We start from the raw sequence: 20576 nt of genomic DNA on the forward strand, positions 1-20576 counted from the left end.
CCGCGCCGTCCGAGGGGAAGGCAGGCGGCGCGGGCCGGGCGCGAGGGCGAGCGGGGAGGGGAAGACCCGCCAGGCGCAGAAGGAAAGCTTCCGGACGAGAGGAGAAGCCGTCCTTCCCTGCGCATCTCGCGCCGAGGTGGATCAGGCCGAGATCTTGAGCAGCTTGATCGCGTCGGAATCGAGCACCTGGCCGCCCACGCGCTTGGTCGCGTAGAAGTGGACGAAGGGCTTGTTGGTGAAGGGATCGCGCAGGATCGCGGTCGCGCTGCGTTCCGCGATGAGATAGCCCGCGCGGAAGTTGCCGAAGGCAATCGGGGTCGTGTTCGCCGCGACGTCGGGCATGTCCGAGGCCTCGACCACCGGGTAGCCGAGCAGGCGGTCGGGCTGGCCATCGACCAGGCCGGGCTGCCACAGGAAGGCGCCGTCGCTGGTCTTGAGCTTGCGCACCAGGGCCAGGGTCTGCGCGTTCATCACCCAGCTCGCGCCCTGGCGATGCCCGGCCTTGAGCGCGTGGACGAGGTCGATCAGCTTGAGCTCCGGGTTCGTGCCGAGCGTGCTGGCGTTGCCCGAGACGACATGCTGGAGCGTGCCGAACTGGCGCGTGGCATCGCCCGCCGTGCTGGTCGTGCCGGTGATGAAGCCCATCGGCTGGTTGGTGCCCGACCCCGAGACGAAGGCGGCCCCTTCGGCGCGGGCGAACTCGGTCGCGATTTCGTCGGCAAGCCAGGTGGGCAAGTCGAAGCCGGCATCGTCGAGCATGGCCTGGCTGGCCGCCGGGTTGGCGTAGAGTTCACCCGTGGGCGGGGCGATCTCGGCGAAGCTGGGCGTTGCGGTCGCCGGGCGGGCTGCGGTCTCGCTGACCCAGCCCGAGGCGGTGCCGCCGGTCGAGATGAGCTTGCGGTAGCCCGCCGAGCCGGTCTGGACGACCTGGGCGATCGAACGGATCGGGCTGACCGACTTGAGGCGCGCGGCAATGAGGGCGTCGATCTCGCGCGGGACGGCATAGCCGCCGTCAGAGGGCACGGCGCCCGAGATCGACTTCCACTCGGTCTCGCGCCCGGCGCGCAGGTAGCCATCGACGAAGCCCTTGAGCTCCAGGCTCGGCGCGCCTTCGGCAGAGCCGGCGATGACCGGGCGGGCGGCGGCACGGCTGACGCGTTCGAGGCGGGCTTTCACCTCGTCGACATCGCCGCGCAGGGCTTCGACGCTCTGTTCGGTCGCATCCATGCGGGTGACGAGGTCAAAGGACGAATCGAGCGATTCGGCCGGGACGGAATTTTCCATGGGGTATCACCTTTCGCGGGGAGTGGAGCCGCCCGCGACGGGCGGCAGGGAAATGGGGGAAGGAAGAGGAGCGGTGGCCGTGGACCTCAGGAGACGAGGTGGACGCGCGCGCCGTGCTGCATGGGGTGGGTGACCAGGCTCACCTCGAAGAGATCGACGGCGAGTAGCTCGCGCCCCGCAGGGCCGGTGCGGCTGGTGCGGGCGCGGTAGCCGAAGGAGAGGCCGGTCACGCTCCCGCGCTTGAGGGCAAGGCCGGGTGCGGCTTCGGGCCGGTCGAGCGCGGCAATCACGCGCAGGCCCCGGGCATCCTCGGAAATGGCCTCGATCCAGCCGATGCGCAGGTCCGCGCGGTGCTGCCACAGGAGCGGCAGCGGGTCCTCACGCGCGGCCAGGGTGTGGGCAAAGGCGCCGCGCCGGATCGTGTCGCGGCCTGCATCGGGCGTGTCGAAGAGAGCCGCGTAGCCGGCAAAGCGCAGGGTGTTCCCGGGCGCGGGCTCGGGCGCGTGGGCAAGCGGGGCGGGCGCGATCATCGCAGCATCTCCGTGGCGCCGAGCCGGACCGCGAGGCCCAGCAAGAGCAGGGCCAGCACCCCGCGCACCGCCCAGCCGACCGCGGCGTTGCGCGCGCTGGTCTTGGCGTCGCGCCAGGCGCGCAGCAGTTCGCGCAGCTCGGAGAGGTCCTCGGGCGCAGTGTCGTCATCGAGGCCGATGAGCATCAGCATGCGCTGAGCGCCCACTTCGCTTGCTTCTTCGACAATGGCGCGCAGTGTCACCAGGTCCGAGCCTTCGGCCGCGGCCTGCGCGAGGAGGCCGACCAGCATGTCCTTCTGATTCACGATTTGTTCTCCGGTTGGCCGGTCTTGGGGGTGGGCGAAGCGGCAGGCGGGGACGAGCGGGGAGGGAGCCCCAGCAGGGCGCGCTTCTCGTCCGCATCGAGGAAATCCGCGTCCGAGACCTGCGCCCAGAGCCGCTCGCGGTCCTCGGCCAGGGCGGGCACCCGGTCGAGGTCGATGGCGAGATCGGCCTCGGGAAACCAGGGGCTGAGCGCTTCGGTCAGGCCGGACAGCAGCTTGGCGGCCAGCGGCAGGAGGGTCAGGCGCCAGAGCGCGCGGTTGGCCTCGCGGTAATTGGCGTAGGTCGCATCGCCCGGCAGGCCCAGCAGCATCGGGGGAACCCCGAAGGCCAGCGCCACGTCGCGCGCGGCGGCGGCTTTCAGCGTGGCGAAGTCCATGTCCGCCGGGCTCATCGCCATGGCCTGCCAGGTGAGCCCGCCTTCAAGCAGCATTGGGCGCCCGGCGTTGCCCGCGCCTGAAAAGGCGCTCGACAGCTCGCTCTTGAGGCGTTCGAACTGGTCGGGGCTGAGCGGCGTGCCCTCGCCGGTGTCGTAGACCAGCGCGCCAGAGGGACGGGCGGCGTTCTCAAGCAGCTGGCGGTTCCATTCCGAAGCCGCGTTGTGGGTGGCGACGGCCTGATCGGCCGCGCATAGGCAGCCCGCGCCGTAATGGTCGTCGCCCGGGTGGAAGTGGCGGATATGGACGAGGTTGGGCGAGGCGTCCTCATCCAGCGCGGGGATCGTGATGCGCTTGCCCGCGACCTCGTAGGTATAAGCAGTGGGCCAGCCGTCGCCGCCGGCAAGGACGGTGATGCGCTCGGGGCGCAGGGCGAAGAGCTCGACCGGGTGGCCGCGCGCGTCCTTGAGGATCTGCACGTAGGCATTGCCGTGAAGGAGCAACTGCGCGGCGAGTGTTTCGAGGAGCGACTGGCCCGCGCTGGTCGCGTTCACCAGCCGGGCGAGCGCGGGATCGGCGGGCTTGAGGGGCGCGCCTGCGATGCCCTCGGCCACGAGGCGCACCGCGCGCTGGGCGACCGGGTTCTCGAGATAGGCGCGCTGGACGGCGCCGGTGTATTCATAGGGCGCGCGGCCGGAGGCTCCCTCGGCGAAGTACCAGGGCGAGGTGGCGCCGCGCGCCAGCGGCACGCGCGCGGTTTCGCCCTTGAAGGCGGCGGCAAGCGTATCGAGGAAGGACATGACCGGCCTTTCTCCCGCAAGCGGGACAAGCAAAGGGATGGGAGGAGGAGGGGCAGAAGCCCTGATGCAGAGGCTTTTCGCCCTATCAGGCGAGGCGCACGCGCGGCTGCGCGCTCTTGCCCAGAAGCAGTTCGGTGAGCGCCCAGACGAGCGCGTCGGCGCGGTCGGGTGAGCGGCCGGGACCCTGGTAGGTGCCTCCGGCGAGGAGGCCGCACATCTCGTCCTCGAGATCGGGGAAGGTGCCTGCGTGGCGCACCCGTCCCGCCTCGTAGAGCGCGGCGACAGGTTCGGCGCGGGCGACCTTGCCCCGGCTGGCGTGGACAAGCCGCAAGGGGAGGGCGAGGTTCGCGGCGCGCAGGACGCTGGCAACCATCGCGCCGCCCTGGTTGGCTTCGGCAATGACACGTTCGGCCTGCCAGACCGAGGCGGCACTGGCGGCCGCACGGGCCCAGCGCTCGGGGCTGGCCTTGCGCACCGAGGCGTCGGCGAGGACATGGGCACGGCCCGTCGAATCGAGGCCCGCGACTACGATCCCGCAGGCATCCCCGCCCGCCGAGGCCGGGGGGTCGATCCCGACGACAACGCGTACGAGGTCGGTCGGCGCGGCTTCGCGGCAGGCTTCGAGAAGCGCGCGGCTCCACAGTGCGCCCTCTATGTCGGCGAGAAGTTCGCCATCGAGCTCCTGGCGCCCCAGCTGGCTCTGCCCATAGGCGCGGCGCACGTGGGAGAGGAAAGCGGGCGGCAGGTTGGCCGCGTTGTCTTCGGTGCGGCCCCGGGTGATGGCGAGCGTTTCGTCCGGCTCGGCCAGGAGCCGGGTGACGAGGGGGACCGCGCGCGGCGTGGTGGTGGCGGCAAGCTGGGGGCGTTCGCCCAGGCGCAGACCCAGAACGAGGTTGTCGTAGGCGCGCACCGCGCGCTCGGAGGCGTTGTCCCACTTGGCGATTTCGTCGCACCAGGCGTGGCTGTGCTGGGGACCGCGCAGCGATTCGGGCTCGGCGGCGGAGAACAGGAGAGCCTGTGCGCCATTGGGCCAGACGAGGCGGCGCAGCGAGGGTTCAAAGACAGGGCGGCGGCGCGCGGGGCAGATGGCAAGGAGGCCGCTCTCGCCTTCGACCATGACCGCGCGCACTTCGGGCAGGCTGGCCCCGACAAGGGCGATGCGGGCGTTCGGGTCGCGTTCGGCGACGCTGCGCACCCATTCGGCCCCGGCACGGGTCTTGCCAAAGCCGCGTCCGGCCATGATCAGCCAGGTGCGCCAGTCGCCTTCGGGGGCCAGCTGTTCGGGGCGCGCCCAGAGCTTCCAGTGGGTTTCCAGTTCCTCGCGCTCGGCCTCGGTCAGGGCGCGCAGGACCTGATGGCGGTGTTCGGGCGCCATGGCCAGGAGGATGCCCAGGTGTTCACTGTGCATCGCAGGCCCCATCGTTTCCGGCAGGGGAGGGCGCGGTATCGAAGCTGCGGGCGCGCATTTTCTCGATCTTGGCGTTGATCGAATCGAGAATGGCCTCGCTGTTGCGGTTCTCCACGATGGCGCGCTGGCGGGCCGCGGATTCGCGGTGCGCGGTCAGCAGGCGAAAGGCGGTGGCGTTGTCGAAGACGCGGGTGCCGCGCTTCGCGCCCGTCGGCGGCTTGATCTCCCCTTCGCGCAGGCGCTGGAGGAGGGTCATTTCCAGGTGGTCGTAGCCCTCGCACAGGGCTTCCTGCCACTGGCGGTAGAATTCGGGATCGTCGCGCCGCGCCTCGTAGGCGGTGGAGCTGGCAACCCCTGCGGCCTTGGCCGAGGCGCTGACGTTCGAGGTGGCGGCCAGTTCGGCCAGGAAGCGCCTGCGCCAGTTGCGCGGGGCCGCAGGCTTCTTGGCAGGGGCACGCGTCCGTTCCGGGCGCGCGCCACCTGCGGACGAGGTCGTGTCCGCCATGGGCTCTCCGTGTGGGCATCGATGGAAGGGGAAGGCCGGGCGGAGCGATTCGCAGGTCCCATCCGGCGCTGTTCCCCTTATGTACCAATATGGGCATGCAATGTCAAGCTCAATAACCAGATAGGTTATCGCTTGCCGCGCTGCAGCGACGCGATTAAGCACACGGACCTGAGTGATTAACCGGGGTTCCTGATGCTGCGTCGCCTTTACGATTGGACCATGGCCAAGGCGTCGCACCGCCACGCCGAACGCTGGCTGGCGGGGGTATCCTTCGTCGAATCGAGCTTCTTTCCGATCCCGCCGCACCCGCTGCTGGGCCTCATGTGCCTGGCCGAGCCGAAGAAGGCGGTGCGCTTTGCCGCGATCACCACGCTGGCCTCGGTGCTGGGGGGCGTGTTCGGTTACCTGATCGGCTATTTCCTCTATGACCTGGTCGGGGAGCCGATGCTGGCCGCGCTGGGCCTTGCGGAGAGTTTTCCCAAGGTGCGCTGCTACTTCCAGGCGCACGGCGAGCTGGCCGTGCTGCTGGGGGCGATGACGCCGCTGCCGTTCAAGCTGCTGACGATCATGGCCGGGTTCATGGAGATGAACTTCCTGACCTTCGTGATTTCCGCGCTGGTCGGGCGCGGCGTGATCTTCATGACGGTGGGCGTGCTCTTCCGCCTGTTCGGGGCCCCGATCAAGGCGATCATCGACAAGCACCTGGGCAAGGTGACGGCGCTCTTCGGCGTTCTCCTGGTGGGTGGCTTCGCGGTGCTCTCGCTGGTGGGCGGCAGTGCGAAGGAAACGCAGGAAACCTGCGCGCCAAGCGAGCTCGCCGCTCCGGCCTGATCCGGGCGCCCGGTCCAAGGAACCTTGCGGGTCTTCCCGCGCTTCTCCTGTGAATTTCGCAGACGGGCCGCGCGCCGCAGCGAGGCCCTGCGCGCAGCAGGAGGAATTGACCGATGCCGTTCAAGATTGCCGTCGTCGTGGGAAGCATCCGCGCCGGGTCCACCAACCGCAAGGTTGCCGAGGCGCTGACCCGGCTGGACGCGGCGAGGGGGCACACTTTCACCTTCGCCGACATCTCCGGCCTGCCGCTCTACACCGAAGAGGACGACGAGACGCAGGCCCCCGAGGTCAAGGCGCTCAAGGCGCTGATCGCGGAGGCCGATGGCGTGATCTTCGCGACGCCTGAATACAACCGCTCTATGCCCGGTGTGCTCAAGAACGCGATCGACCAAGCCTCGCGCCCCTATGGGCAGAACAGCTGGCTGGGGAAGCCGGCCGCCGTCTTCGGCGTGTCGCCCAGCGCGATCGGCACCGCCATGGCCCAGCAGCACCTGCGCAACGTGATCGCGTGCCTGGGCATGCCCACGCTGACCCAGCCCGAAGTCTTCCTGCAGTGGAAGGACGATCTCCTGACCGAGGAGGGCACCGTGGGCGAGGGCTCGGCCGACTTCCTTGGCGGCTTCCTGGAGAAGTTTCTCGACCTGGTGGCGCTGCACGCCAGGGCCTGATCGCCTTTTTCCCCTCAAGGGCATGAAAAAAGGGCGGCCCGGGATCGAAACCCGGCCGCCCTTTTTCGTGCGGAACTGTCCCTAGAAGAATCAGCCCAGAATGTTCACGGCCTCGCCCGCGCGGGTGAACATGCCGATGATCTGCTGGACCTGCTCGGCCGAGTGTTCGGCGCAGAGCGAGCAGCGCAGCAGCGTCATGTTGGCCGGGGTCGCCGGGGGACGCGCAAGGTTGACGTAGAGACCTTCGTGCAGGAGCGCTTCCCACATCGCCGCGCCGCGTTCCAGGTCAGGCATGATGACCGAGATAATCGCGCTCTGCGGCTCGGTGGTGCCGAGCTGGAAGCCCGCGTCGGTCAGGCCCTTGTGCAGCGTCTTGGAGTTTTCCCAGAGATGCGCGCGCTTTTCGCCCGCATCCATCAGCTTGCGGATCGAGGTGCAGGCCGTGGCGACGACGCTCGGCGGAAGGCTGGCGGTGAAGACGTAGGGGCGGCAGACGAGGCGCATGACCTCGAACTTGGGGTGGTTCGAGACGCAGAAACCACCGACCGTGCCGACCGACTTGGAGAAGGTGCCGATCACGAAGTCGACATCGTCGAGCACACCCTGCTCTTCGGCAACGCCGCGGCCGTTGGGGCCGATGAAGCCCATCGAGTGCGCTTCATCGACAAGGACCATCGCGCCGTACTTCTTGGCGACCGCGATCATCTCCTTGAGCGGAGCGATGTCGCCCAGCATCGAGTAGACGCCTTCCAGCACGACCAGCTTGCCCGCGCCTTCGGGAATGCGGCGCAGGCGCTTTTCCATGGCCTCGATGTCGTTGTGCTTGAAGGGCACGACTTCGGCGTCGCCCATCTTGCACCCGTCCCAGATCGAGGCGTGGCTGTCGATGTCGAGGACGATGTAGTCGCCCTTGCCGGCGATCGTCGAGATGATGCCCAGGTTCGCCTGGTAGCCGGTCGAGAAGACCATGGCGTGCTTCATGTCGTAGAAGTCGCAGAGCGCCTGCTCGACCGCCTTGTGCGGCGAGTAGGTGCCGTTGAGCACGCGGCTGCCGGTCGTGCCCGAGCCGAAATCGTCGAGCGCCTGCTTGCCCGCCGCGATGACGTCAGGGTCGAAGGTCATGCCCATGTAGTTGTAGGTGCCGAGCAGGATGGTCTCGCGCCCGTTGCACATCGCGACCGTGGGCGAGATCACGCGCTCCATGACGAGGCCGAAGGGATCGGTGACGCCGGTGGAGAGCAGGTCGCTGCGCATCTTGATGAGCGGGTCGAACTTGCTGAACAGGTCGGCGTGCTCGGCCGTCTGGTTTTCGCTGATCATGTCGGTCATACTGGTTTCTTTCAGCCCTGCAGCTTCATCACCGCGTCGACGAGCTGGCCGAAGTTCTCGATCTCGGCCTGCTGGTTCATCGAGATGATGATGTCGAATTCGTCCTCGATGGCGGCCACGAAGTCCATGACGGTCAGGCTGTCGAATTCCAGGTCGTCGGTGAAGCGCGTGGCGTCGGTGATCGCGACTTCCTTCTTGTTGAAGGGTTCGATCAGGGCGATGATGCGGGCCGAAACGTCTTGGCGGTCCATGGTCATTGATAACTCCGTAAGGTCCGGGGCGCTCTGTGGTCCGGAAATGCGGCGCAAAAGCGGCACGGGTGTAACATGTCAAGCGCGTCGGGGCATAACGCGCGTCGCGCAAGGGCAGGAGCGCGGGCGGTGTGGCCCATGGGCCGCACTCAGATCAGCGCCCGCACGGCCTGCATGAACGGGCCGATCGAGACCGGCTTGGCGAGGTAGCCTTCCGCGCCTGCTTCGCGAATCCGCTCCTCGTCGCCCTTGCCCGCATAGGCGGTCACGGCCAGCACCGGAATGGTGCGCAGGACCGGGTCCTGCTTCGCCGCCTCGATAAGATCGAGCCCCGAGACATTGGGCAGCTGGATATCCATGATCACCAGGTTGGGCACGAAATTACGGGCCTTTTCCAAGGCATCGCGGCCATCGGCGACCGGCTCCACGGCAAAGCCCTGGCTGACCAGGACGTCGCAAAAGAGTTTCCGGTTGAGATCGTTGTCCTCGACAACGAGGATGCGCTTTGCCATGCGGTGCCCGAGCCCCATCTAAGGTTCATCGACCGCTCTAGGACAGCCAAGCGAGACTGACAATTCTTCCCAGATCGCCATCCCCCGCAAAGGCCGACGTGCCCGATCCGCAGGCCCTTTCCCTCAACGCGCTGGGCTGGGTTCTGGCGGATGGCGAGCGCGCGCAGCGCTTCCTGGCGCTGACCGGCCTCACGCCTGACGACCTGCGTGCCTCGTTGGGGGATCCGGCAACGCTGGCCGGTGTGCTTGAATTCCTGTGCGCCTATGAGCCCGACCTTGTGGCAGCAGCCGAGGCGCTCGGGGTCGAGCCGCAGGTGATCGCCGAGGCCCGCGAAAGGATGGCGCGATGACGACGTCACGATTCGGGGCACATTCGAGGAAACGGCCATGACCCGCCCGCTGCTGATTACCGACTGCGACGAAGTGCTGCTCTACATGATCGGCCACTTCTGCGAGTGGCTGGAGCAGGACAAGGGCGTCCTGTTCGACTTCGAGAAGCCCGGCTTCACCAATTCCATGACGCGCATCGGCTCGGGCGAGAAGCTCGACGAGGCGGAGATGTGGGGGCTTCTCAACGCCTTCTTCGATGACGAGATGCACCGCCAGACCCCGGTCGACGGAGCGATGGAGGCGATCGGAGCCATCCGCGAGCACGCCGACGTGGTGGTCCTTACCAACCTGATGGATCACCGCCAGGACGCGCGCGCGGCGCAGCTGCGCGAATTCGGGCTCGACCTGCCGATCTTCACCAACCAGGGCCCCAAGGGCCCCGCGCTGAAAGCCATCCTCGAGGAGTACCGGCCGAGCCGGGCGGTCTTCGTCGATGATCTTGCACAGCACCACGATTCGGTGGGGGACAGCGCCCCTGCCGTTCACCGCCTGCACCTGTGCGCCGAACCGCGCCTGGCGCGCTTCATTCCCTGCGCCCACGAGGCCGGGCATGCCCATGCCCGGATCGATCGCTGGAGTGAGGCGTTGCCTTGGGTACTGGCTCGCCTTCATGGCGAAGATGAAGAGGATACGTCCCATAATGAGTGATATCGAAACCCGCCTTTCCGAACTCGGCCTGATCCTGCCCGAACCGGCTGCCCCTGTTGCGGCCTACGTGCCGGTGGTGGAAGCGGGCGGCCTGGCGCACGTTTCGGGCCAGCTTCCCTTCGTGGGCGGCCAGCTCGTCACCGGGCGCCTGGGCGAGGATGTGTCGCTTGAGGAAGGCATCGTCGCGGCGCAGGCCTGCGCGGTGATGATCCTGGCCCAGCTCAAGGCCGCGCTGGGCTCGCTCGAGAGGATCGAGCGGATCGTCAAGCTTGGCGCCTTCGTCAATTCGACCGGCGATTTCACCGACCAGCCCAAGGTCGCCAACGGCGCCTCGGAACTGATGGTCGCTGCGCTCGGCGAAGCGGGCAAGCACGCGCGCAGCGCCGTGGGCGTGCCCGTGCTGCCGCTTGGTGCAGCGGTGGAAGTGGACGCCATCGTTGCTGTCCGGCCGGCTTGATCGCTGGCTGAGCCCGGCTCCGCGTGGGGACAGGGTCGGCTGGATCTTCCAGCATGACTTTGCCCACCGGGGCCTGCATTCCGGCACCGTGCCGGAAAACTCCATGGCGGCCTTCGCGGCGGCCATGGCGGGCGGCCATGGCATCGAGCTCGACGTACAGAGGTCGAGCGATGGGCAGTCGGTGGTCTTCCACGATGCCGCGCTCGAACGGCTGACCGGCGCGCACGGGGCGGTCAATAGGCGCAGCGCCGCGCAACTGGCCGAACTGCGCCTGATGGGAACCGACGAGGCAATCCCGACCCTGCGCCAGGTGCTCGCACAGGTGGCGGGCCGCGTGCCGATCCTCATCGAAATCAAGTCGCGGCGCGAAGGGCAGGTCTCCGGGCGCTGTCTGGCCGTGCGCCGCGTGCTTGAGGGGTATACCGGGCCGCACGCGGTCATGAGCTTCGATCCGCGCGTCGCGCGCTGGTTCCATCGCCACTCCCCGCACACCGTGCGCGGCCTCGTGATGAGTGAGGACGGGAACCGTACGCTGGCCGCGCGCGCGAAGCGGCGACTTGCAATGTGGAGCGCGAGACCCGACTTTCTGGCCTGTGACGTGCGCGATCTGCCGAGCCGCTTCGTGGCCGCGCAGCGTGCGCGGGGCGTTCCGGTGGCAAGCTGGACCGTGCGCAGCGCGGACGAGGCCGCACGGGTCGCACGATATGCCGATGCGCCGATCTTCGAGGTCGGCGCGGCGCAGGACTGAGGCAGGAGTCGAAGGGCAGGCGTGAGCGAAGGCGAATTTACCGCAAGGGTGCACGATGGCGTCGGATCGCTTCCGGCCGGGGAATGGGACGCTCTGGTGCCGGGGGGCAACCCTTTCGTGCGCCACGCCTTCCTCTCCGCGATGGAAGATTCGCAGTCAGTCGGCGAGGATTCGGGCTGGATTCCGGTCCCGATCACCGTTGAAGGCGATGACGGACGGCTGGCCGCCGCGCTGCCCGCCTACCTGAAGGAACACAGCCAGGGCGAATACGTCTTCGACCATGCCTGGGCCGATGCTTGGCACCGGGCGGGCGGAGCCTACTATCCCAAGTTGCAGATATCGGTGCCCTTCACGCCCGCGACGGGGCCACGTGTTCTCACGCGCGATCCGCAACTGGGCCTGGGGCTCTTGCGCGCCGCCGAGACGCTGTGCCGCGACAACGGCTTTTCTTCCGCCCACGCCACCTTCATCGCGCCCGAGCAGGTCTCCTTCTTCGAGCGTGCAGGCTGGCTTCTGCGCGAGGATATCCAGTTCCACTGGGAAAACCGGGGCTATGCGACCTTTGATGATTTTCTGGGCGCCCTGTCTTCGGCCAAGCGCAAGAACCTGCGCAAGGAGCGTGCGAAGGCGCAGGAGGGCGTCACGATCCGGCGTCTGCGCGGCGCGCAGATCACACCTGCGCACTGGGATGCCTTCTGGTTCTTCTATCAGGACACCGGCGCGCGCAAATGGGGACGCCCCTACCTGACGCGCGAAGCCTTCGACCTTCTGGGTGAGCGGATGGGCGAGGATATCCTGCTGGTCCTGGCCTTCATCGACGAGGAGCCCGTGGCAGGCGCGCTCAACTTCATCGGCGGAGACACGCTCTACGGCCGCTACTGGGGGGCCTCGATCGACAAGCCCTTCCTGCATTTCGAGCTGTGTTACTACCAGGCCATCGACGCGGCGCTGGAGCTGGGGCTCGACCGGGTCGAGGCTGGCGCTCAAGGGGGGCACAAGCTCGCGCGTGGCTATGAACCTGTGCGCACGGTCTCAGCGCACTACATCGTGCACGAGGGCTTGCGCGTGGCCATTGCCGATTATCTGGAGCAGGAACGCGCCGGTATCGCGCGCGACCAGCTGTTCCTTGGCGAACGTACCCCCTTCCGCAAGGCGCCTGAATAGGCCCGAGTAGGCCCAAGGGGGCGGGCGGCGGCCTCAGGCCGCCTTGCGCAGCGCGGCGTGCGGGGTGGCGCGCAGCCACTGGCGGGCGCGGCGCTGGGCTTCGGCGATCTCGCGTGCGGTCATCTCTTCGGCGACCTCGGCGCGGCACTGTGCGGCATCCTCGTGTTCGCCGACGGCGGCGAGGTTGAACCACTTGTGCGCCTCGACCAGATCGCAGGGAGCGCCATGGCTGCCGGTCGAAAAGGCGACGCCGAGATCGAAATAGGCTTCGGTATCGCCGACCGAAGCGGCGGCGAGGCAATTGGCAATGAGAAGATCGCCGGTCTCGGCGGCGACCGGATGAGCTTCATTGAAATCGTTTGCGTTGATCCAGGCAGTACCCATCTCGAAAAATCCCTTTGTGGCGGGCTCCGATTCTTGGGCCCCTTCGATAGCCTGCAAACTGGATTGTGCTGGTGAAGTTTGCGTTAACCGTGTTTGCGCAAAGTCGCGGTGGCGTTGTTCATGTTCAGCTGACGAAATCCGTTCAGGAAATGTGTGGGCATCGTGTGATAACCGCTTGTGCCGACAATAGTGCGGAACTATAGGCCGCTACGACCGCGGATTGCGAACGCGCTACCGGAAAAATCCGGAGCAGCAGGGCTGAAGCGATTCGGGGCGGATACCTGCGGAGTTTCTCTGGATGGCAACGGCCCTAGAAAATGAAATTGACGTACTCGCCAAGGCACGGCGGGTCATTGGCGGCGCTTACGTACCGAGCGACGACGAATCCTACATGTCCGAACCGCAGCAGGAGTACTTTCGTAACCTGTTGATGGCCTGGAAGAAATCGATCCTCGACGCCTCGGCCGGCACGCTGGCCCAGCTTCAGGACGGACCTTTGCGTGAACCCGATCTCAACGATCGCGCCTCGAGCGAGACCGATTGGGGCATCGAACTGCGCACCCGCGACCGTCAGCGCAAGCTGATCGCCAAGATCGACGCGGCGCTGCGCCGTATCGAGGAAGGCGAATACGGTTACTGCGAGGTGACGGGCGAGCCTATCGGCATCGGCCGACTCCAGGCACGCCCGATCGCGACGATGACCGTCGAGGCGCAGGAAGCGCATGAGCGCCGGGAAAAGATTTCCCGCGACGACTGAGTCCGGCCGGATCCGGCCTGAACATGGCGCGAAAGCGGCTTTGAAAGGGTTATGGGGGCCACCGCTATCGGCCCCTTAAGCCTTTGTTTGCCACTCTCGGTTACCAGTGCAGGGAAAGCAATCTGCTTGCCCGCGCGCCTCTGTCCTGTCATGTCGGGCCGCACGGGCAAGGCCGACCCGGGTTCCGGGCGAACGGCTGAGTCAGAGGCTGGACTTGATACCTATGGATGAACGCGAAAACCGCCAGATACCGCGCGACAGCCTGTTTCTCATGGCTGATCTGCACGTCGACGGGCTCGAGGGAGAGCATCGCATCAAGGTGCGCAACCTCTCGGCAGGCGGCATGATGGGCGAGGGCCCGGTGCGAGTCGTGCGCGGTTCGATTGTCCAGGTGAACATCCGCAATCTTGGCTGGGTCGAGGGTTCGGTGGCCTGGGTCCAGGACAGCCGTTTCGGCATTGCCTTCCATAGCGAGATCGATCCCAAGCGCGCCCGTGCGCCGGTCACGCCCGGCGAAGACGTCGCGCCGCGCTACCTCAGCAACCACAAGGAAGCTGGCCCCAGCGGGATGACCCTGCGCAAGATCTGATCCTGCCCAGTCCGCAAGGCGCAGGAATTGCGCGCACAAGCATTTGCGCAAGGTCCAAAATCGACTACTCGATGGGCATGTCCGCTCTGCGCCTTTTCGTTCGCACTCTCCTGCCGTCCTGCGCCCTGCTGCTTGCGGGCTGCGGGGACCAGGACAAGTCCGCTCTCGAGATCGCCGTTGTCGACCTGCCGTCCGAGGATGGACCGCTGGCCGAGGAGGATACGACCTCGGCGCGGCTGGTCCGCGCGGCAACGATCGAGGGGCTGGTGGCTTTTGACGCGGAAGGGCGCGTCGTCCCTGCACTCGCCGACCGCTGGATCGTCACCGATGACGGACAAAGCTACATCTTCCGTCTGCGCGATGGCGAATGGCTCGATGGCGAGGAACTGACGGGGGCCTCGGCGCGCGCGGCCCTGCTCGCCGCGCTGCGCAACCTGCGCGGAACGCCGCTGGAGCGCGACCTTGCCGGAATTGAAGAGATCCGGGTGATGGCCGGGCGCGTGGTCGAGATCCGGCTCCTGCGGCCGATGCCCTACCTGCTCCAGCTTCTGGCGCTGCCCGAACTGGGGCTGGTCCACAAGGACGAGGGCGCCGGGCCGATGGCGCTTGTCACGGATCTGGAGGACGAAGTCCAAGGCGACGTCGCCGCGCCGCGCGCGGCGCGCGAGGCAAACGCAGCCGCCGAAGATGGCGACGCGGCGGAGGACGGGACGGAGCAGGAGGCGGTTGTGCGGCTGGCTCCGATCGAGCCGTCCCGGCTGGGCCTCCCCGCCGTCGAGGCCTGGGAGGAACGGACCCGGATGGTGGGCATGCATGTGCTGCCTGGCACGGAGGCCGTCGCGCGCTTCAATGCGGGCGAGGTCGATCTGGTCCTGGGCGGGCGGATCCAGGACTTCCTGCTGACCCGCAGCGTCGGGATCCTGCGCGGTACGATCCAGCTTGACCCGGTGGTGGGCCTGTTCGGGCTCCAGGTCATGCGCGAGGAGGGCTTCCTCGCTGATCCGGCCAACCGCGAAGCGATTGCCATGGCCATCGACCGGTCCGCGCTGATCGATCCTTTCGGCGTGGGCGGCTGGCGCCCCACGACCCGGGTTGTTTCGCCCAGCCTGGAAGGGGACCTGGGCACCATCGGCGAGCGCTGGAGCGAGCAGTCGCCCGAAGATCGACGCGCCGTGGCGTCCTCGCGGGTCCGTGCCTGGATGGCGCGCACCGCGCTGGAGGATGCCGAAGGCGAGGAGGCGCCGTCCCGCGCGAGCGGCCGTGATGCCGCCGGTGCCCCGCCGGCCCCGCTCGACAACGCTCCGGAGCTGTCCCTCTGGCTTCCCGAGGGCGATGGAACGCAGATCCTCTTTGCCCGGCTGGCTGCGGACCTGGCCGCCATCAGCGTGCGTCTGACCCGCGCGCAGGTCGCCAAGGAGGCCGATCTGGTGCTCATCGACGACGTCGCGCGCTACCCGCGCGCCACCTGGTTCCTCAACCGTCTCTCCTGCGCCGCGCGCCAGGGCCTGTGCTCGCCCGAAGCTGACGCGCGCGTCGATGAGGCGGCGCAGACGTCCTCGGCCGAGGAACGCGCGGCGCTGATCTCCGAGGCCGAGGCGGAACTGACGGCCGCAAACGTCTTTATTCCCTTCGGGACCCCGATCCGCTGGTCGCTCGTGCGCGGTACGGTCAACGGGTTCTCGACCAACAGCTGGGGCTGGCACCCCTTGATGCCCTTGTCCTGGCTGCCCAAGTAAGAGGGACGGCAGCGACGTGGCGGCCGCAGGAAAGGCAGACAGGTGGTTACAGGACAGGGCTCGCCCCGGCGCATGGAGATGGAGCTTCCGCTCGGCAATGATCCGATGGCGATCCGCCGCCGGGTCGAGGCGTTGGAGTACGTGCTCGAACGCGCGGTGACGGTGCCGGGCATCAACCGCAAGGTCGGGCTCGATGCCATTGTCGGGCTGGTTCCGGTCGCGGGCGACATGATCGCGGCCGCACTGGGCCTCTACATCGTCTGGGAAGCGCGCAAGCTGGGCATGCCCAAGTGGCAGATCGCGCGGATGATGGCCAATGTGGGTGTCGACACCGCGCTCGGCGCAATCCCGCTTGCCGGCGATCTTTTCGATTTCCTTTACCGCTCGAACAGCCGAAACCTGAAGATCATCCTCAAGCACCTCGACAAGCACCATCCGCACACGCGGATCATCGAGGGCTAGGCGGATGATCCTGCGACAGGGCGCGCTGGCCGTGCCGCTTGCCCTTGTTCTGGCCGGTTGCGGACAGGCCGACAGCGAGCCGGGGCCGGGGGGCGTCACCGTGGGCGAAGCGCGCGCGCTGGATGCGGCTGCGAAAATGCTCGACGAACGCCGGGTGCCGAGCGAAGCTCTCGTGCCATCCGGGATGGCCGCGCCGGTGCCGAGCGAGGTTGCACCGCGCTAGCCAAGGTCCGGACCCTTCAGTCGGGGCGCACCTTGCCGCGCCCGGCCTTTACCGCGCTGCGAATTTTCTTGCCCTTGAGGCGCTGCGTCTTGCCGACGCGGTTGAGGCGGCTCTTGGCCCGCTTCTGGGGCAACTCGTGCGCGCGTTCAATGAGATCGGCGAGCCGTTCGCGCGCGTCGGCGCGGTTGGCCTCCTGGGTACGGAACTGGCGCGCGGTGAGGACGAGTTCGCCGCTGGCGGTGAGGCGGCTGCCCGCCAGTTCCTTGAAACGCGCAAAGACCGGTGGGCTGAGCCGCAGCGCGTAGACGTTGAGCCTCAGCTGGACCGCGGTCGCCACCTTGTTGACGTTCTGCCCACCCGGGCCCGAGGCCGCGATGAAGCTTTCCGAGCAGAGCGCCTGTGCGCGGTTGATGACGGTTTCGGCCTCGCTCATGCGTCTCCGAAACCGAGGGCGGCAAAGTCCGCAGGAAGCGGGGCCATCGCGCCGATCGGGTCCTTGGTGGGGCGGGGGACGAGCAGGCCGGCGGCGTGCAGCATGGTGCGCGGCGCGCCCTTGCGGCTGCCATAGACCGGATCGCCGATCAGCGCCGCGCCCAGGCCCGAGGCCGCGTGCACGCGGATCTGGTGGGTGCGGCCGGTTTCCGGGCGGAATTCGACAAGGGTGCGGCCATCGACCTCGGCCAGCTTGCGCCAGTGGGTGGTGGAGGGCTTGCCCTTGCGCGCCGGGATCATGCGCCAGCCGCTCTTGGCGGTGCTGACCTTGGAAAGCGAAAGCGCGATCGTGCCTTCCTCCTGTTCCAGCACGCCATCGACGATGCCGAGGTAGCGCTTTTCCACGAGGCGCTCCTCGAAGGCGGCGGAAAAGCGCTTGAGCGCCTTGGGGTTGCGCGCCAGCAGCAGGCAGCCCGAAGTGTCCTGGTCAAGCCGGTGGACGGGAAGCGGGGCGCGCTGGAAGCCGAGCTTGAGGTCTTCGAGATAGTCCTCGAGGCAGGCGCCGCCCGCGCGCGGTCGGTCGATGGGAAGCCCGGCGGGCTTGTCGATGACGAGCGCTTCGGCGTCTTCGTAGAGAATGGGGATGTTCATGCGGCTAGGGCCTTTGCAATGCGGCGCAGCGCCTCGTCGAGCCGGGCCTCGTCGGCGGCGAAGCTGATCCGGAAACCATTCCTTCCACCAAAGGCCGAGGCCGGAACGATGGCGACGCCATGTTCGAGAATGTGGAGTGCGAGCGCGGTGTCATCACCGAAACGCTCCATCAGCGGGGAGGCATCGATCATGCAGTAGAACGCGCCGTCGGGCGTCGGCGTGGAGAGGCCGGGGATCGCGTTGATCGCGGCAACGACCTGGTCGCGCCGGGCGCGGAAGCGCTCGCGCCACTTAGCCAGGAACTCCTGCGGGCCTTCCAGCGCGGCGACGGCCGCAGCCTGGCTGATCGAGCAGGGGTTGCCCGAGGAGTGCGACTGGAGCCGCTCCATCGCGCGGATCAGCCATTCGGGACCTGCGGCCAGACCAATGCGAAAGCCGGTCATTGCATGGCTCTTGGAGACGCCCGAGATGGTCAGCACGCGATCGGCGAGGTCCGGGCACAGTGCGGCGAGCGTCGCATGGCCGCCACCTGTGTAGTTGAGCGGGGCGTAGATATCGTCGGAGAGGACCATCACCCGCGGGTTGCGGCGCAGGACCTCGGCAATGCCCAGCAGCATCTCGGCGGGGTAGCATGCACCGGTCGGATTGCCCGGAGAATTGAGCATCAGCCACTGCGTGCGCGGCCCGATCTGTGCTTCGAAATCGGCGGGCGAGAAGCGGAAGTTGTCCTTGGGCGAGGTCATCAGCGGCACGACCTTGCCCCCGGCGAAGCGGATCATCTCGGGATAGCTGACCCACCAGGGAGAGGGCACGATCACTTCTTCACCCTCGCTGACGGTGGCGAGGAGGGCGTGGAAAATCGCCTGCTTGCCGCCCGCGCTGACCGTGATCTGCGAGGTCGGAACGTCGATGCCCAGATCGCGCCGAAAGTGGAGGGCCGCGGCGCGCTTCAACTGCGAGGTGCCGCCGACCGGCGTGTACTTGGTAAGCCCGGCCTCGAGCGCGGCGTGCGCGGCGGCAAGGACGTGGGGCGGGGTGTCGAAATCGGGCTCGCCTACCGAGAGCGAGATGATGTCGCGCCCTTCCTCGCGCAGTTCGATGGCACGGTCGGTCATCGCGGTCGTCTGCGAGGGCGCGATGCGCGAGAGGGCGGTCGAAAGATGGGTCACGCGAGCAGCCTTGCCGGAAAGAGGCCACGCACCGCGTTGCCGAGGAAGAAGCCCTCCGCCAGATCGTCCAGCGTGAGGTCGGCCTCCTGCGCGCGGCCGCTTTCAATGAGCGAGCGGCGCAGGACACCGGGCAGCAGGCCAAGCGTGGCGGGCGGGGTCAGGAGCACGTCGCCGCGCTCCACGAAGATGTTGGTGAAGCTGCCCTCGGTCACGCGGCCATCGTCGCGCAGGAGCAGGGCCTCGGCGGCTCCTGCCGCGCGCGCGAGGGCCAGGCTGGCCTCGTAGAAGGCGCGGTCGCTGGTCTTGTGGGCCAGGCGCCAGTCCGAACTGTCGACCGGAATGCGCACGGCGGCGGCGACCAGCGGCTCGCTCGGCGTTTCGGGAAGGGGCGCGAGTTCAAGCGCGTAGGCGCCGCTGCGGGCGGTCACGAGGCGCAGCTTGGCGGCCTGCGCGGCATCGAAGCACAGCGCCTGGATTGCGTTGCGCACCGCGTGACGGTCGAATACGAAGCCCAGCGCCGCCGCACTCGCCTTCATGCGCTCAAGGTGCATCTCGAGGAGCGGGATGCCCTCGTCGGGCGTGAAGCGCATGGTCTCGATCAGGTCGAAGCGCGCGGGCGATGGCGCCTTCCCCGATCCTTGCGTTCCCGAACCTCGCACGAAACCCCCTTTGACAAGACATTCCCGCCACTCCGGCAGGCTTTGCGAATCCGCAACGATGGCCGAGCCGACCCCCAGCCTCGCGCGGCCACCGAACGCGCCGGACCCGGCGTTCTTCGGTGCCAGGCGCAGCGTGCGGATTGCCACATTGAAGGCGGCATCGCCAGTGGGTTCGATGTGGCCGATAGACCCGCAATAAACGCCGCGCGGGCCCTGTTCGACCTCTTCGATCAGTTCCATCGCGCGGATCTTGGGCGCGCCGGTGATCGAGCCGCAGGGAAACAGCGCGCGCAGGAGATCGAGCGGACCCTTGTCCGCCTTGAGCCGGGCTTCGACCGAGGAGACCATCTGGTGCACGGTCGGATAGCTCTCGATCGCGAAGGGCGCAGGCACGCGCACGCTGCCCGGCTCGGCCACGCGGCTGAGGTCGTTGCGCATGAGATCGAGGATCATCAGGTTCTCGGCGCGGTCCTTGGCCGAGGCGGACAGCTCGGCGCGCAGGGCCGCGTCTTCGGTGAGATCCCGGCCGCGCGGGCGGGTGCCCTTCATGGGGCGGGCGTGGACCGTGCCGTTGGTGATCTGGAAGAAGAGTTCGGGCGAGAGGCTGAGATGCCAGTCGCGTCCGTCGAAGATCACCCCGCCATAGCCCGCTTCGGAGGCCGGGCGCAGTTTGGCGTAAAGGCCCAGCGGATCGCCCTGCCAGGGGCCTTCCAGCGGCATCGTCAGGTTCGCCTGGTAGATGTCGCCCGCGTGGATCGCTTCCTGCAGGCGGTCGAAGGCACGGGTGTATTCGCCGAGCGTACGCACCGGCTTCATCGGCCCGATCCAGGCTTCTTCGCTGCCGCCATGGCGCGAGAGCCACAGCTCCATGGCATCGGGCGCAATCGCTTCGTAGGCGGTGAAGGCACCGAACCAGAGAAGCGGCCCGTCGACCTCCTGGCCTGCGAAGCGTTCAAGCTTGGCTTCGAGTACCAGCCCGGCCTCGTAGGTCATGTATCCGGCAAGATGCAGCCCTTCGCGCGACAGTTCTTCCATCCGGGCAAGGGCGGGCAGAACCTCCCCGGGCGCGCGCGCGGACACGATCTCCACCGGGCTGCGGTAGAGGCGGGCGTCCACGGCACCATGGGTGCGGGCATCGTCGAGGAGAATGAAGGGCTCGGTCATCGTCTTCGTCAGGCCCCTTAGAGCAATTATGCGTCCGGTGGAAACACCCGGAATGGCACGGAAGGCCGGATGCGGCGGGCCTGATGGCACTTGCCCACGGCAAAAACACTCTCGACCCCGCGCATGG

General features: G+C 67.7%; 26 protein-coding genes. 12 read left to right on the forward strand and 14 right to left on the reverse strand.

The window, feature by feature from the left end; genetic code table 11:
• Nucleotides 1–141: 141 nt before the first annotated feature.
• The 6 genes from HT578_RS15825 to HT578_RS15850 all read right to left on the reverse strand — a co-directional run bounded on the left by HT578_RS15825 (nt 142) and on the right by HT578_RS15850 (nt 5225).
• A complete protein-coding gene (locus HT578_RS15825; protein WP_213500655.1) occupies nt 142–1284 on the reverse strand; it encodes a phage major capsid protein in 1143 nt (380 codons plus the stop codon).
• 86 nt (nt 1285–1370) lie between these two features.
• Nucleotides 1371–1814, reverse strand: coding sequence for an HK97 family phage prohead protease (locus HT578_RS15830; protein ID WP_213500656.1), 444 nt, complete (start codon nt 1812–1814; stop codon nt 1371–1373).
• Entirely contained in the window at nt 1811–2119 is a 309-nt protein-coding gene (locus tag HT578_RS15835) for a DUF6127 family protein (RefSeq protein WP_039389077.1), read from the reverse strand. Before HT578_RS15835 ends, HT578_RS15830 begins: the two co-directional genes overlap by 4 nt.
• Entirely contained in the window at nt 2116–3312 is a 1197-nt protein-coding gene (locus HT578_RS15840; RefSeq protein WP_213500657.1) for a phage portal protein, read from the reverse strand. The genes HT578_RS15835 and HT578_RS15840 overlap by 4 nt, the downstream gene beginning before the upstream one ends.
• A gap of 85 nt (nt 3313–3397) precedes the next feature.
• Entirely contained in the window at nt 3398–4720 is a 1323-nt protein-coding gene (locus tag HT578_RS15845; protein WP_213500658.1) for a DNA-packaging protein, read from the reverse strand.
• The gene (locus HT578_RS15850; protein WP_213500659.1) at nt 4710–5225 is read right to left on the reverse strand and encodes a hypothetical protein; all 516 of its coding nucleotides are present in this window, start codon (nt 5223–5225) and stop codon (nt 4710–4712) included. Before HT578_RS15850 ends, HT578_RS15845 begins: the two co-directional genes overlap by 11 nt.
• A 192-nt stretch (nt 5226–5417) precedes the next feature.
• Here HT578_RS15850 and HT578_RS15855 point away from each other — a divergent pair, with 192 nt between their 5' ends.
• Together HT578_RS15855 and HT578_RS15860 are read left to right on the forward strand one after the other, a co-directional pair.
• Nucleotides 5418–6056 (forward strand): YqaA family protein, encoded by a 639-nt coding sequence (locus HT578_RS15855; RefSeq protein ID WP_213500660.1) that lies wholly within the window; start codon nt 5418–5420, stop codon nt 6054–6056.
• A 113-nt stretch (nt 6057–6169) separates the two neighbouring features.
• Complete coding sequence (locus tag HT578_RS15860) at nt 6170–6724, forward strand: NADPH-dependent FMN reductase (RefSeq protein ID WP_213500661.1); 555 nt, start codon at nt 6170–6172, stop codon at nt 6722–6724.
• Between the two features lie 90 nt (nt 6725–6814).
• On the opposite strand, the gene spt is transcribed toward HT578_RS15860, so the two are convergent.
• The 3 genes from spt to HT578_RS15875 all read right to left on the reverse strand — a co-directional run bounded on the left by spt (nt 6815) and on the right by HT578_RS15875 (nt 8816).
• Nucleotides 6815–8053, reverse strand: coding sequence for a serine palmitoyltransferase (gene spt / locus HT578_RS15865; RefSeq protein WP_052321992.1), 1239 nt, complete (start codon nt 8051–8053; stop codon nt 6815–6817).
• An 11-nt stretch (nt 8054–8064) separates the two neighbouring features.
• Nucleotides 8065–8304: an acyl carrier protein gene (locus HT578_RS15870; protein ID WP_039391734.1), complete on the reverse strand. Its 240-nt coding sequence runs from the start codon at nt 8302–8304 to the stop codon at nt 8065–8067.
• A 149-nt stretch (nt 8305–8453) separates the two neighbouring features.
• On the reverse strand, nt 8454–8816 hold the full coding sequence (locus tag HT578_RS15875) for a response regulator (RefSeq protein WP_039391733.1): 363 nt from the start codon (nt 8814–8816) through the stop codon (nt 8454–8456).
• Between the two features lie 98 nt (nt 8817–8914).
• Between HT578_RS15875 and HT578_RS15880 the strand changes: the two genes are divergently transcribed.
• Genes HT578_RS15880 through HT578_RS15900 form a run of 5 tightly spaced genes read left to right on the forward strand, consistent with a single transcriptional unit; the run spans nt 8915 to nt 12223 of the window.
• Nucleotides 8915–9166, forward strand: coding sequence for a DUF3572 domain-containing protein (locus HT578_RS15880; RefSeq protein WP_239026319.1), 252 nt, complete (start codon nt 8915–8917; stop codon nt 9164–9166).
• 37 nt (nt 9167–9203) lie between these two features.
• On the forward strand, nt 9204–9854 hold the full coding sequence (locus tag HT578_RS15885) for an HAD family hydrolase (protein ID WP_213500662.1): 651 nt from the start codon (nt 9204–9206) through the stop codon (nt 9852–9854).
• On the forward strand, nt 9847–10311 hold the full coding sequence (locus HT578_RS15890; protein WP_039389069.1) for a RidA family protein: 465 nt from the start codon (nt 9847–9849) through the stop codon (nt 10309–10311). The genes HT578_RS15885 and HT578_RS15890 overlap by 8 nt, the downstream gene beginning before the upstream one ends.
• The gene (locus HT578_RS15895; RefSeq protein WP_213500663.1) at nt 10292–11059 is read left to right on the forward strand and encodes a glycerophosphodiester phosphodiesterase family protein; all 768 of its coding nucleotides are present in this window, start codon (nt 10292–10294) and stop codon (nt 11057–11059) included. Before HT578_RS15890 ends, HT578_RS15895 begins: the two co-directional genes overlap by 20 nt.
• A gap of 21 nt (nt 11060–11080) precedes the next feature.
• Nucleotides 11081–12223 carry a GNAT family N-acetyltransferase gene (locus HT578_RS15900; protein WP_213500664.1) on the forward strand — a complete coding sequence of 381 codons (1143 nt, stop codon included), beginning with the start codon at nt 11081–11083 and terminating at the stop codon, nt 12221–12223.
• Between the two features lie 33 nt (nt 12224–12256).
• Here the strand turns inward: HT578_RS15900 and HT578_RS15905 are convergent, their stop codons facing one another.
• Nucleotides 12257–12607, reverse strand: a complete 351-nt coding sequence (locus tag HT578_RS15905; RefSeq protein ID WP_239026320.1) for a hypothetical protein — start codon at nt 12605–12607, stop codon at nt 12257–12259.
• Between the two features lie 298 nt (nt 12608–12905).
• On the opposite strand from HT578_RS15905, the gene dksA reads away from it, so the two are divergent.
• The 5 genes from dksA (at nt 12906) to HT578_RS15930 (ending at nt 16374) form a co-directional block, all read left to right on the forward strand.
• On the forward strand, nt 12906–13364 hold the full coding sequence (gene dksA / locus HT578_RS15910) for an RNA polymerase-binding protein DksA (protein ID WP_039389064.1): 459 nt from the start codon (nt 12906–12908) through the stop codon (nt 13362–13364).
• 223 nt (nt 13365–13587) lie between these two features.
• Nucleotides 13588–13953, forward strand: coding sequence for a PilZ domain-containing protein (locus HT578_RS15915; RefSeq protein ID WP_213500665.1), 366 nt, complete (start codon nt 13588–13590; stop codon nt 13951–13953).
• A 77-nt stretch (nt 13954–14030) separates the two neighbouring features.
• Nucleotides 14031–15689 (forward strand): ABC transporter substrate-binding protein, encoded by a 1659-nt coding sequence (locus HT578_RS15920; protein WP_213500666.1) that lies wholly within the window; start codon nt 14031–14033, stop codon nt 15687–15689.
• 72 nt (nt 15690–15761) lie between these two features.
• Nucleotides 15762–16151, forward strand: coding sequence for a DUF4112 domain-containing protein (locus HT578_RS15925; protein ID WP_039389060.1), 390 nt, complete (start codon nt 15762–15764; stop codon nt 16149–16151).
• 4 nt (nt 16152–16155) lie between these two features.
• A complete protein-coding gene (locus HT578_RS15930) occupies nt 16156–16374 on the forward strand; it encodes a hypothetical protein (RefSeq protein WP_213500667.1) in 219 nt (72 codons plus the stop codon).
• 16 nt (nt 16375–16390) lie between these two features.
• Here HT578_RS15930 and arfB read toward each other — a convergent pair whose 3' ends face one another.
• The 4 genes from arfB to pabB are packed head-to-tail and all read right to left on the reverse strand — an operon-like array spanning nt 16391 to nt 20449.
• Entirely contained in the window at nt 16391–16807 is a 417-nt protein-coding gene (gene arfB / locus HT578_RS15935) for an alternative ribosome rescue aminoacyl-tRNA hydrolase ArfB (RefSeq protein ID WP_039389057.1), read from the reverse strand.
• Nucleotides 16804–17457 carry an RluA family pseudouridine synthase gene (locus tag HT578_RS15940; RefSeq protein WP_213500668.1) on the reverse strand — a complete coding sequence of 218 codons (654 nt, stop codon included), beginning with the start codon at nt 17455–17457 and terminating at the stop codon, nt 16804–16806. Before HT578_RS15940 ends, arfB begins: the two co-directional genes overlap by 4 nt.
• The gene (locus tag HT578_RS15945; RefSeq protein WP_213504397.1) at nt 17454–18572 is read right to left on the reverse strand and encodes a pyridoxal phosphate-dependent aminotransferase; all 1119 of its coding nucleotides are present in this window, start codon (nt 18570–18572) and stop codon (nt 17454–17456) included. Before HT578_RS15945 ends, HT578_RS15940 begins: the two co-directional genes overlap by 4 nt.
• Before the next feature lie 50 nt (nt 18573–18622).
• Nucleotides 18623–20449, reverse strand: coding sequence for an aminodeoxychorismate synthase component I (gene pabB / locus HT578_RS15950; RefSeq protein ID WP_213500669.1), 1827 nt, complete (start codon nt 20447–20449; stop codon nt 18623–18625).
• Nucleotides 20450–20576 lie beyond the last annotated feature (127 nt).

It is taken from the genome of Novosphingobium decolorationis (assembly GCF_018417475.1).
Taxonomy (GTDB): Bacteria; Pseudomonadota; Alphaproteobacteria; order Sphingomonadales; family Sphingomonadaceae; genus Novosphingobium; species Novosphingobium decolorationis.

Coding starts and splice junctions, on each gene's coding strand:
- HT578_RS15825 (WP_213500655.1), bottom strand. CDS start 1,284: ATGGAAAATTCCGTCCCGGCCGAATCGCTCGATTCGTCCTTTGACCTC.
- HT578_RS15830 (WP_213500656.1), bottom strand. CDS start 1,814: ATGATCGCGCCCGCCCCGCTTGCCCACGCGCCCGAGCCCGCGCCCGGG.
- HT578_RS15840 (WP_213500657.1), bottom strand. CDS start 3,312: ATGTCCTTCCTCGATACGCTTGCCGCCGCCTTCAAGGGCGAAACCGCG.
- HT578_RS15845 (WP_213500658.1), bottom strand. CDS start 4,720: ATGCACAGTGAACACCTGGGCATCCTCCTGGCCATGGCGCCCGAACAC.
- HT578_RS15850 (WP_213500659.1), bottom strand. CDS start 5,225: ATGGCGGACACGACCTCGTCCGCAGGTGGCGCGCGCCCGGAACGGACG.
- HT578_RS15855 (WP_213500660.1), top strand. CDS start 5,418: ATGCTGCGTCGCCTTTACGATTGGACCATGGCCAAGGCGTCGCACCGC.
- HT578_RS15860 (WP_213500661.1), top strand. CDS start 6,170: ATGCCGTTCAAGATTGCCGTCGTCGTGGGAAGCATCCGCGCCGGGTCC.
- spt (WP_052321992.1), bottom strand. CDS start 8,053: ATGACCGACATGATCAGCGAAAACCAGACGGCCGAGCACGCCGACCTG.
- HT578_RS15870 (WP_039391734.1), bottom strand. CDS start 8,304: ATGGACCGCCAAGACGTTTCGGCCCGCATCATCGCCCTGATCGAACCC.
- HT578_RS15875 (WP_039391733.1), bottom strand. CDS start 8,816: ATGGCAAAGCGCATCCTCGTTGTCGAGGACAACGATCTCAACCGGAAA.
- HT578_RS15885 (WP_213500662.1), top strand. CDS start 9,204: ATGACCCGCCCGCTGCTGATTACCGACTGCGACGAAGTGCTGCTCTAC.
- HT578_RS15890 (WP_039389069.1), top strand. CDS start 9,847: ATGAGTGATATCGAAACCCGCCTTTCCGAACTCGGCCTGATCCTGCCC.
- HT578_RS15905 (WP_239026320.1), bottom strand. CDS start 12,607: ATGGGTACTGCCTGGATCAACGCAAACGATTTCAATGAAGCTCATCCG.
- dksA (WP_039389064.1), top strand. CDS start 12,906: ATGGCAACGGCCCTAGAAAATGAAATTGACGTACTCGCCAAGGCACGG.
- HT578_RS15915 (WP_213500665.1), top strand. CDS start 13,588: ATGGATGAACGCGAAAACCGCCAGATACCGCGCGACAGCCTGTTTCTC.
- HT578_RS15920 (WP_213500666.1), top strand. CDS start 14,031: ATGTCCGCTCTGCGCCTTTTCGTTCGCACTCTCCTGCCGTCCTGCGCC.
- HT578_RS15925 (WP_039389060.1), top strand. CDS start 15,762: ATGGAGATGGAGCTTCCGCTCGGCAATGATCCGATGGCGATCCGCCGC.
- HT578_RS15930 (WP_213500667.1), top strand. CDS start 16,156: ATGATCCTGCGACAGGGCGCGCTGGCCGTGCCGCTTGCCCTTGTTCTG.
- arfB (WP_039389057.1), bottom strand. CDS start 16,807: ATGAGCGAGGCCGAAACCGTCATCAACCGCGCACAGGCGCTCTGCTCG.
- HT578_RS15940 (WP_213500668.1), bottom strand. CDS start 17,457: ATGAACATCCCCATTCTCTACGAAGACGCCGAAGCGCTCGTCATCGAC.
- HT578_RS15945 (WP_213504397.1), bottom strand. CDS start 18,572: ATGACCGACCGTGCCATCGAACTGCGCGAGGAAGGGCGCGACATCATC.
- pabB (WP_213500669.1), bottom strand. CDS start 20,449: ATGACCGAGCCCTTCATTCTCCTCGACGATGCCCGCACCCATGGTGCC.